The organism is Thiobaca trueperi, assembly GCF_004342175.1.
In the GTDB taxonomy this organism is placed as follows: domain Bacteria; phylum Pseudomonadota; class Gammaproteobacteria; order Chromatiales; family Chromatiaceae; genus Thiobaca; species Thiobaca trueperi.
This window is the reverse complement of record NZ_SMAO01000012.1, coordinates 59,821-69,336: the sequence shown is the minus strand read 5'-3', so window position 1 is coordinate 69,336 and position 9,516 is coordinate 59,821. Positions and strand designations below refer to the sequence as shown.

8 protein-coding genes and 1 tRNA gene are annotated in these 9,516 nt (G+C 62.4%); 3 read left to right on the top strand and 6 right to left on the bottom strand.

The features are described 5' to 3' along the window. The first annotated feature begins 104 nt into the window (after positions 1–104). Positions 105–980 (top strand): Shedu immune nuclease family protein, encoded by an 876-nt coding sequence (locus EDC35_RS17620; protein ID WP_132978578.1) that lies wholly within the window; start codon positions 105–107, stop codon positions 978–980. A gap of 344 nt (positions 981–1,324) precedes the next feature. Here the strand turns inward: EDC35_RS17620 and EDC35_RS17615 are convergent. The 4 genes from EDC35_RS17615 to EDC35_RS17600 all read right to left on the bottom strand — a co-directional run bounded on the left by EDC35_RS17615 (position 1,325) and on the right by EDC35_RS17600 (position 2,694). Beyond that, a tRNA-Gln gene (locus EDC35_RS17615) sits at positions 1,325–1,398 on the bottom strand. Positions 1,399–1,407: 9 nt separating this feature from the next. Continuing rightward, complete coding sequence (rpsI, locus tag EDC35_RS17610; RefSeq protein ID WP_132978577.1) at positions 1,408–1,797, bottom strand: 30S ribosomal protein S9; 390 nt, start codon at positions 1,795–1,797, stop codon at positions 1,408–1,410. A gap of 11 nt (positions 1,798–1,808) precedes the next feature. Next, positions 1,809–2,246 (bottom strand): 50S ribosomal protein L13, encoded by a 438-nt coding sequence (gene rplM / locus EDC35_RS17605; RefSeq protein WP_132978576.1) that lies wholly within the window; start codon positions 2,244–2,246, stop codon positions 1,809–1,811. Between the two features lie 133 nt (positions 2,247–2,379). Then, entirely contained in the window at positions 2,380–2,694 is a 315-nt protein-coding gene (locus EDC35_RS17600) for a (2Fe-2S) ferredoxin domain-containing protein (RefSeq protein ID WP_132978575.1), read from the bottom strand. 94 nt (positions 2,695–2,788) lie between these two features. On the opposite strand from EDC35_RS17600, the gene EDC35_RS17595 reads away from it, so the two are divergent. After that, positions 2,789–4,000 (top strand): (Fe-S)-binding protein, encoded by a 1,212-nt coding sequence (locus EDC35_RS17595; RefSeq protein WP_132978574.1) that lies wholly within the window; start codon positions 2,789–2,791, stop codon positions 3,998–4,000. Positions 4,001–4,037: 37 nt separating this feature from the next. On the opposite strand, the gene EDC35_RS17590 is transcribed toward EDC35_RS17595, so the two are convergent. Together EDC35_RS17590 and EDC35_RS17585 are read right to left on the bottom strand one after the other, a co-directional pair. Beyond that, on the bottom strand, positions 4,038–7,268 hold the full coding sequence (locus EDC35_RS17590; RefSeq protein ID WP_132978573.1) for an efflux RND transporter permease subunit: 3,231 nt from the start codon (positions 7,266–7,268) through the stop codon (positions 4,038–4,040). Further along, the gene (locus EDC35_RS17585) at positions 7,261–8,343 is read right to left on the bottom strand and encodes an efflux RND transporter periplasmic adaptor subunit (RefSeq protein ID WP_132978572.1); all 1,083 of its coding nucleotides are present in this window, start codon (positions 8,341–8,343) and stop codon (positions 7,261–7,263) included. The genes EDC35_RS17590 and EDC35_RS17585 overlap by 8 nt, the downstream gene beginning before the upstream one ends. Before the next feature lie 389 nt (positions 8,344–8,732). Here EDC35_RS17585 and coq7 point away from each other — a divergent pair, with 389 nt between their 5' ends. Further along, complete coding sequence (gene coq7 / locus EDC35_RS17580; RefSeq protein WP_132978571.1) at positions 8,733–9,392, top strand: 2-polyprenyl-3-methyl-6-methoxy-1,4-benzoquinone monooxygenase; 660 nt, start codon at positions 8,733–8,735, stop codon at positions 9,390–9,392. Positions 9,393–9,516 lie beyond the last annotated feature (124 nt).

Sequence of the window (9,516 nt, the reverse complement as noted above, 5' to 3'; positions counted from 1 at the left end):
CCGCTTGCGAAAATTTCTTTCGTCACCCGAACCAATATCGTGGTGATCTACGATCGTTGCTGACGGAAAACTTCGCCATTGTCGGTGAGTGAGTCGACAAAAAATTGGTATTAGCTCGGTATAACGAACTGCTGCACGTCGCAGACCCCAGCCAGTTCGAGCGGCGGTTTCCGAAGATCAAGCCTGGCGCAATTTATGAACTTGTGAAACTGGGCGGGCAAAATCAAACCCGTAGCGCTAACGACAAGCTTGCCGCTATCTCTGTCATTCGCGACGACGCGGAAAAGATTGCTATCGAGCAACCCGAGCAACTACTCGAACTGAAATCTATTATTGAGCAAGTCACATTGAAGGATCTGATCGCCAAAATTGAGGACATGCTCAGCAAAAATCTGACCGAAAACAAGTGGCAGAGCTTCTTCAAAGTAAACCCCTTTGTCCTCGGCCTGGCTTTTCCCCATCCGGTGATCATGATCCAAGACCAGGCTCATGTTGGCGGCACCATGCTGTGTGGCAGCGGCGAAAGCATTGTGGACTTCTTGTTCGCGCAGCGATTCACCGGCAGCTTGGCGCTTGTTGAGATCAAGAGACCCTCGACCAAATTGATTGAAGCCAGGACATTTCGGGGTGACCTGCACGCGCCCCACAAAGAATTGACCAGCGCGATGGCGCAAGTCCTCGACCAGCGCTTCCAACTACTCAATAACTTCGCCGCCAGAGCGCACGGTGATCCCACGTTCAAGGATACACACGTATCGGCGGTCCATTGCATTGTTATCGCGGGCATTACGCCAGAAACCATCCAAGAAAAGCGTTCGCTCGACCTATTCCGAAATTCGTCTAGAGATGTCGTGGTCGTCACATTTGTCGAACTCTTGGAGAAGCTCAAAGAAATTCTGCGCGTGATGACTGCAAGCACCACAACGCCTACTGCAATACCACCCGCCGCGCCTCCCGGTGACAACAGTCTCCCTTTTTGAGCGAGCGCCGCATGCGTAGGCCAGCCTCCCAATTGAAGCCTCACCACGCCTTAGGATTCCACGAGAACTTGCAGCAGTTGACGCTTTTTAGAGCGTAACCGCCTCTTGCCAAAATGAGACATCTTTATCCGACCTGCTTGTGGGTAAGATCCTTCTCTGAAATGGCCTTATTAAGAGTTGGGTGTGTGTGGGTGTGTGGGGGGGCCGAAGGCGCAGAGACTTCTTTTGGTGGGGTGCGCTCCGGAACAGGCTTCATTTGGAACAAGCCGGACGTGTCTGCGCCCGGTATACGACCGGAGGCAAAAAGAAAGGGCTTAGCCTTGCGGCTAAGCCCTTCTTTTGTTTGGCTGGGGGACTAGGATTCGAACCTAGGTTGACGGAGTCAGAGTCCGTAGTCCTGCCGCTAGACGATCCCCCAAGTAAAACTTTAACGCTTCGAGAACTGCGGACGCTTGCGGGCCTTGTGCAGGCCGACCTTTTTACGCTCGACTTCGCGTGCATCGCGGGTCAGGAAACCGGCGCGGCGCATGGGCGAGCGCAGGGATTCATCGTACAGCACCAGCGCGCGGGCGATGCCGTGACGAATGGCGCCGGCCTGTCCGGTGTTGCCGCCACCGGCGACCGTCACCTTGATGTCGAGCCGATCCAACAGCCCGGCGGTCTCCAGCGGCTGGCGCACGACCATGCGCGCCGTCTCGCGACCGAAGAATTGATCGAGCGGGCGGTTGTTGACCGTGATGTTACCCGAGCCGACCGTCACGAAAACCCGTGCGGCGGAGGTCTTACGGCGACCGATAGCGTGTTGCGTCTCCGACATGCGTCTGATTCCTAAACGTTTAGCTCAAGGACTTGAGGCTGCTGCGCCTGATGACCATGCTCGGGGCCGGCGTAGACACGCAGCTTTCTGAACATGGCGCGGCCAAGCGGGCCACGCGGCAGCATGCCCTTGACGGCCAACTGGATGGCGCGCTCGGGGGCGGTCTCAAGCAGTTTGCTGAGATTGGTGGACTTGAGGTTACCGACATAGCCGGTATGACGGTAGTACATCTTGTCCTGGAGTTTGTTGCCGGTCACGCGGATCTTCTCGGCATTGACGACCACCAGATAGTCGCCGGTATCCACATGGGGCGTGTACTGGGGCTTGTGCTTGCCACGCAGGCGAAGCGCCAGCTCGCTGGCCAGTCGGCCAAGGGTCTTGCCATCGGCATCAACCAGATACCAGGCGCGGCGAACCTCGGCGGGTTTGGCGCTAACAGTCGTCGTCATGATCCTTCGCTCCGGGTAGCCTGCGCGCGATGGAAAGGCGCGCCGACCTGAAATCGTTGTCTGTATCGGGAAAGACGGCGGATTTTACGTGATGATTTTCGCGAGCGCAAGCACCATGCAGCGTCCATTCATCCTATCCAGGCAGTTTCAGCCGCTCCACGGGGCGACCGTGCAGCAGATGCTCCTGCAGGATGTCTTCCAGATCGTCGGTTCCTTCGTAGGTGTACCAGATGGCATCGGGATAGACGGCGATGACCGGCCCCTCGCCGCAGCGGTCCATGCAGCCGGCGGTATTGACCCGCACGCCGCCGATGCCGGCCAGCCCCGACTCCTTGACCCGGCGTTTGAGATAATCGCGCCCGGCTGCCGCCTCGGCCTGACCGCAGCAGAGCCGGCCATCCTCACGCTGGTTGGTGCAGAAAAAGACATGGCAACGGTAATACGACATGATCAATGCCCCGCATGGCCTCAAACAGGTGGCAAAAGGTTAACATGACCGCCCTGCCGATGCCTCACGCGACACATCCCCTGCCCCTGAAACGATGATTCCTTTGCAAACGCCCGTTTCGCCGTCCGATCCTGCCGATCGGGATCTGCTCCGTCTCGCCGATCACTGCGTGAAATGCGGGCTCTGTCTGCCACATTGTCCGACCTATGCGCAGACGCGCCATGAGGCCGATTCGCCGCGCGGACGCATCGCGCTGATTCAGGGCTGGGTGACGGGCGAGCTGGAGATGAGCAACACGCTGGCCCGTCATCTGGATGGCTGTCTGACCTGCCGCGCCTGTGAACAGGCGTGCCCGTCGCTGGTCGCTGTCGGGCGCCTGATGGACGGCGTCAAGGCGCGCCGGGTGGCCCGACTGCCGGTCTGGCGGCGCGCGCTCAGACGGCGCTGGCTGTCCGTCCTCTCGGATGCGCGACTGACCGCGCTGCTGGGCCGGCTCGCTGGTCGTTATCGCGTGAGCGGACTGGCGGGCTGGATGGAGCGGATCGGGCTGGCGCGGCGGCGCTGGCTGGTGCCTTATCATCGTCTCGCGACGGCAATGGGGGCGGCGGCACGCCCGATGGTTGCGGATGATCGTCCCGCTGCGGATCTCGATCTGTTCGTGGGCTGCATGGGATCCAGTGCGCAGGGTGCCGCCATCGCTGCCACGCTCAGGGTCTGCGAGCGGCTCGGGCTGCGGGTGCGGATACCGTCGGGGTCGGCCTGCTGCGGGGCGCTGATGCGGCACAACGGTTATGCGGACGAGGCCGATCGGCTGCGCGCGGGCTGCGTTCAACGCCATGCGGGGCGCACCCTGGTCGGACTCGCCAGCGCCTGTATTGCCGAGCTGCGCGAGGATTCGGCGCTACGCGAGACGCTGGAAGTCTGCGATTTCCTGGATCGCGCCGTCTGGCCGGCGTCACTCAAGCTGCGTCCCCTGCCCCGCCGGGTACTGGTTCATGAACCCTGCACGCATCGCCATCTGCCCGGCGGCAATGCCGCCGTTTATCGCCTGCTGGCGCGCGTGCCGGAGCTGGAGGTCATCCCGCTGCCCGGCAACGACACCTGCTGCGGGGCGGCGGGCACCTATCTGTTGCAGCAACCGGCAATGGCGGCGGCACTCCTGCGTGACAAGCTCGCGTCGCTTGCGGACCTGAAGCCGGACATCCTCGTCACCACCAACCCCGGCTGCGCGCTCCATCTGGCCGCCGGGATCCGCGAGGCCGGGTTGACGGTCGCGGTCTGTCATCCTGTGGAGCTGATCCTGTAGGGGCGATTTAAATCGCCCCTACCCATCACCATCGACCTCACCCCGTCGCCTGCCGAATCCACTCCACCCGCCGGTACATCACCCCGTAATAAACAGCCGGGATCACCACCAGCGTCAGGATGGTCGAGACGAAGAGGCCGAACAGCAGCGAGACCGCCAGCCCCGAAAAGATGGGATCGTCGAGAATGAAGGCCGCGCCGGCCATGGCCGCAAGTGCGGTGAGAATGATCGGCTTGGCGCGGACAACGGCTGAATCGATGACGGCCTCCTCCAACGTGCGGCCTTCACGCACCTGCTGATTGATGAAATCGACCAGCAGAATCGAATTGCGCACGATGATGCCGGCCAGCGCGATCATGCCGATCATCGAGGTGGCGGTGAACTGCGCACCCAGGATGGCGTGACCGGGCAGGATACCGATGAGCGTCAGCGGGATCGGGGCCATGATGACCAATGGCACCCGATAGCTCTTGAACTGGGCGACCACCAGCAGATAGATGAGCAGCAGTCCGACCCCATAGGCGATCCCCATATCGCGGAAGGTCTCATAGGTGACCTGCCACTCGCCGTCCCACTTGAGGCTGTATTCATAGGGATTGGTCGGCGCCTGCCGGTACCACTGCTCCAATCCCATGTCCCGACTCAGGGTCGCCGCCATCTCGAACAGACCATAGAGCGGACTGTCGGTCGCGCCCGCCATATCGCCGGTGACATAGACCACCGGCAGCAGATCCTTGCGATAGATGCTGTGCTCGCGCGTGCCATCGACGACGGTGAGGATCTCAGACAGCGGCACCAGTTGCCCGCCCTCGGCGCGCACGCGCAACGCCAGCACCTGTTCCAGATCGGCCTTGTCGGCCTCGCTGTATTCGATCCGGATCGGCACGGCATATTTCACGTTGGCGCCGTGCAGATAGCTCACGTCCTCACCGTTCAGTACGGCGCTCAGCGCCGTAGCGATGCTCGACTGCGCGACGCCAAGCCGCGCCGCTTTGGCGCGATCGACCGCCAGCGTCAGCTTGCGCGAGGGAAATTCGACCGAATCATCGACATCGACGATGTCCGGCGTGCCCTCGAAGACGGCGCGGACCTGTCTGGCGATGGCGATCTGGCCGGCGTAATCCAGGCCATAGATCTCAGCGACCAGCGGCGCATGCACCGGCGGGCCGGGAGGAATCTCGACCAGCTTGGCGTTGCCGCCATAGGCGCGGGCGATGGTCTGCAAGGGTTCGCGCAGTTGCAGGGCGATGGCATGGCTCTTGTTGTCGCGATGGTGCGCATCGACCAGATTGACCTGCAGATCGCCCAGATGGGCGCCCTCGCGCAGATAATACTGACGGACCAGACCGTTGAAGTTGATCGGCGCGGCAGTGCCGGCGTAGCCCTGATAGTCGGTGACTTCCGGCACGGTGGACAGATAATCGCCCATCTCGCTCAGGACGCGGGTCGTCTGCTCCAGGCTGGTGCCTTCGGGCATGTCGAGCACGACCTGAAATTCGCTCTTGTTGTCGAACGGCAGCATCTTGAGCACGACGGTGCGATTGACCGTGAGCCAGATGGAACCGGCGATCAGCAGCAGGATCCCGGCAAGCAGCAGCCAGCGGTTGAGATGACCGCGCCGCCCGACCAGAAAGGGACCGATCAGTCGCCGGAACAGCGCATCCAGACGCAGCCTGCCGCCGTGCGCCGCATGCCCGTCAGACACCACTGCCGCGTGTCGCCCGCCCAGCATGAGGTTGGTCATCCAGGGCGTGAAGACGAAGGCCACCAGCAGCGAGATCAGCATGCCGAGTGAGGCATTGATCGGGATCGGACTCATGTACGGCCCCATCAGACCGCTGACGAAGGCCATGGGCAGCAACGCCGCAATCACCGTGAAGGTCGCCAGAATGGTCGGCCCGCCGACCTCATCGACCGCCCTCGGCATCAGATCCAGCAGCCGGTCCCGGCTCAGGAGCAGGTGACGATGGATGTTCTCCACAACGACGATGGCATCATCGACCAGGATGCCGATCGAGAAAATGAGCGCGAACAGCGAGACCCGGTTGAGCGTGAAGCCCCAGGCCCAGGAGGCGAAGAGCGTGAGCGCCAGGGTGACGATGACCGCCGCGCCGACGATGACCGCCTCGCGCCAGCCAATCGCGAACAGCACCAGCAGCACCACGGAAGCGGTGGCGAAGACGAGTTTGCTGATGAGCTTTTTCGCCTTGGCATCGGCGGTCGCGCCCGTGTTGCGGGTGATCGTGAACTCGACGTTGTCCGGAATGAAGGTGCCCTTAAGCTGCGCGAAGCGCTCGATGACCCGCTCTGCCACCTCGACGGCATTGATCCCGGACTGCTTGGCGACGGCGATGGTCACTGCTGGCGCGGCTCCGGTCAGCGCCGTGCCGGTTTGAGCCGCGCCCGGTCCCATGCCCATCCAGACATAGGTCTCGGACTGTTGGGGGCCGCGCTCGACGGTCGCCACATCGCGCAGAAAGACCGGGCGTCCGCCATGCAGCCCCACCACCAGGTCGCCGATCTCATCAGGGCTGGTGAGAAAAACGCCGGCCTGCACCAGGATCTCCTGGTTATCGGCAGTCGTGGTCAGGTTGTCGCCGACGCTGTTGCCGGTCTGCAACGCACGGCGCAGATCGGCCAGATCGATGTCGTAGCCGGCCAGCGCCTCGGGCTGGAGCAGCACCCGCACGACCTGAGCCGGCGCGCCGATGGTATAGACATCGCGGGTGCCGGGAACGCGCTTGATTTCCTGCTCAATGGCGTGCGCGACCTGACCCAGTTCGAAGGCGCCGACGGCTGCATCGCCGGACCAGAGGGTCGCGGTCAGGATGGGGACATCGTCGATCCCCTTGGGCTTGACGATGGGCGTGCCCACACCGAGATTGGGTGGCAGCCAGTCCTGATTCGCGTGCACCTTGCTGAAGAGTCGCACCACGGCATCGGTATTGTCCTCGCCGACCTGATACTGGACGGTGACGATCGCCATGCCCGGACGCGAGACCGAGTAGACATGCTCGATGCCCCGGATCTCGGACAGCACCTGCTCGGCGGGACCGGCCACCAGATGTTCGATCTCGCTGGCTGACGCGCCGGGGAAGGGAATGAAGATATCGGCAAAGGTTACGTCGATCTGCGGCTCCTCCTCGCGCGGCGTCACCAGCACCGCGAACAGCCCCAGCAGCAGTCCCACGATCGCCAGGAGCGGTGTGATCTCGGCAGACTGAAAACGCGCCGCAAGCCGCCCCGCGATGCCCAGTTGTTCAGTCATGCCCCGTCTCCTGTGTCACCGCTGTCCGCTGCGACTTGAGCGCCACACCGGCGGCAATGGGGTCGAGCGCGACCCGTTCGCCCTCGGTCAGACCGGCCAGCACCACCTCGGCATCCGGCAGACTCTGCCCCAGACGGATCTGACGGAAATGGATCCGACCACTCTCCGCCACGACATAGATCCCCGTGACCTCGGAGCGCTGCGCCACGGCGGATCGGGGCACCGTCAGCACCGACTTCTCGCCCACCACCAGGCCGGTTTTGACGAACATCCCCGGAAACAGGAGACGGGGCCGGGCGTCGCTCTGGTTCGGCAGATCGATGCGCACCTTGAAGGTATTGGAGCCCGGATCGGCAAGGGGAAAGACGGTGATGCCAGCGCCTGCGACGACCTCGCCATCCGGCAGATACACCCTGACCGCCGCACCGGATTGGGCGCTGCGCCTTACCGACTGGATGATGCTCTGCGGCACATCGACAATGACCCGCAGATCGTCGAGTGAGATCCCGCTCATGACCGGCGCCCCCGAATTCACCATGCTGCCCAACTCGATATGCCGCTGGGCGACGATGCCCGAATAGGGCGCTCGGATTTCAGTATAGGCAAGCTGTTCGCGCGCCTGTTCCAGACGCGCGGTGGCGGCATCCAGGTCGGCCTGGGCGGTGGCCAGACTGGCGGTCGCCTGATCCATCGCCGAGTCCGAGACCGCCTTTTTACGATAGAGTCCGGCGATCCGCTCGTGCTCGTCCTTCAACTGCCGCAGGCGGGCGGTCGCCGACTTGAGATCGGCTTCCGCCTGACTGACCTGGGCACGTTGCTCGGTATCCTTGAGACGCACGAGTATCGCGTTTTTTTCGACATAATCATCGACATCGTAAAACATCTCCTGCACCTGCCCCGACGTCTGGGCCGAGACGGTGGAGCGGTTGACCGCCTCGATGAGTCCGTCCAGCCGATACTCGCGCGGCAGCGTGCGCGCGGTGACGACAGCGGTGTCCAGCGTCGGCGTCCCGGCTGCCTGGAGACCGCACGCCAGAAACCAACCCAGAACAGCGAGCCATTTGATCGTGCGCATACTGAAAGTCCTCGAAGATTACCTGGCGTCTCACCATATCGGCATGGCGAGTCATGTTAAACCGCGCCCAGTGCGGTATGCGATGTTTCTGGATTGACCCTGGCAGCACGACGACCGTCTGAGCTAAACCGCGCCCAGCACGGTATGCGATCTTTGCGGATCGGGTCGGCCCTGGCAGACTCAAGGATTATCGGAGCCGGCGCGGTTTAAGAGACTAAAAATAAGATGTTATAAACCGCGTCTCCACTGAGACCGAAGACATCGCCAAAGTCAGACACAGCCATGAGAATGACGCATTTCGCTCTGGACGCGGTTTAACATAGAAGCCCTGATCCAGGTTATCGCGTTTCCCGTCAATCACCTCAAAACCATCATAAGCGGTTCCAATCATGCTTTTTCCTCAATCCAGCCACCGTGCTTATTCCCCCACCGACCGCCTGCTCATCAATGCGGATCACGCCCTGCGCACCCTCTTCGGTCGTTCTCCCACGACCGAGCGGCGCAATCCGGCAGCGGCTTTGAAGGAGGGCGAGATCGGCGACGACCAGCGCCGGCTGGTGGGGCGTCTGATGCGCATCAACCACACCGGCGAGGTCTGCGCCCAGGCGCTCTATCAGGGGCAGGCGCTGACGGCGAAGCTGCCCGAGACGCGCCAGCGGATGGAGCGATCGGCGCAGGAGGAGAGCGATCATCTGGCCTGGTGTGCGGAGCGGCTGACCGAGCTTGGCAGCCACCAGAGCCTGCTCAATCCGCTGTGGTACGCCGGCTCCTTTGCCATGGGCGCAGCGGCGGGTCTGGTCGGCGACCGATGGAGTCTGGGATTCGTGGTCGAGACCGAGCGTCAGGTCGAGAGTCATCTGGATGACCATCTGGAGCAGATCCCGGCACGGGATGAAAAGAGTCGCGCCATTCTGGAGCAGATGAAGGCCGACGAGATCCGTCACGCCCAGATCGCCAAATCCGCTGGCGGCGCCGATCTCCCCGCGCCGATCCGGGCCGCGATGAAACTGACCTCGCGCATCATGACCCGGACGGTTTACTGGATCTGAAGCCGCTTTCCGGCCCCCTCCCGCGAGGGGAGGGGGAGACTCTTGCGTAGGCTTGGGGAAGGGTGAACGCTGACCCCAGATCAACATTCAAAAAAACCATCTTTTTTGACAACGTCAAAAAAGA

Coding starts and splice junctions, on each gene's coding strand:
- EDC35_RS17585 (WP_132978572.1), bottom strand. CDS start 8,343: ATGCGCACGATCAAATGGCTCGCTGTTCTGGGTTGGTTTCTGGCGTGC.
- rpsI (WP_132978577.1), bottom strand. CDS start 1,797: ATGTCGGAGACGCAACACGCTATCGGTCGCCGTAAGACCTCCGCCGCA.
- EDC35_RS17590 (WP_132978573.1), bottom strand. CDS start 7,268: ATGACTGAACAACTGGGCATCGCGGGGCGGCTTGCGGCGCGTTTTCAG.
- rplM (WP_132978576.1), bottom strand. CDS start 2,246: ATGACGACGACTGTTAGCGCCAAACCCGCCGAGGTTCGCCGCGCCTGG.
- EDC35_RS17600 (WP_132978575.1), bottom strand. CDS start 2,694: ATGTCGTATTACCGTTGCCATGTCTTTTTCTGCACCAACCAGCGTGAG.
- EDC35_RS17595 (WP_132978574.1), top strand. CDS start 2,789: ATGATTCCTTTGCAAACGCCCGTTTCGCCGTCCGATCCTGCCGATCGG.
- coq7 (WP_132978571.1), top strand. CDS start 8,733: ATGCTTTTTCCTCAATCCAGCCACCGTGCTTATTCCCCCACCGACCGC.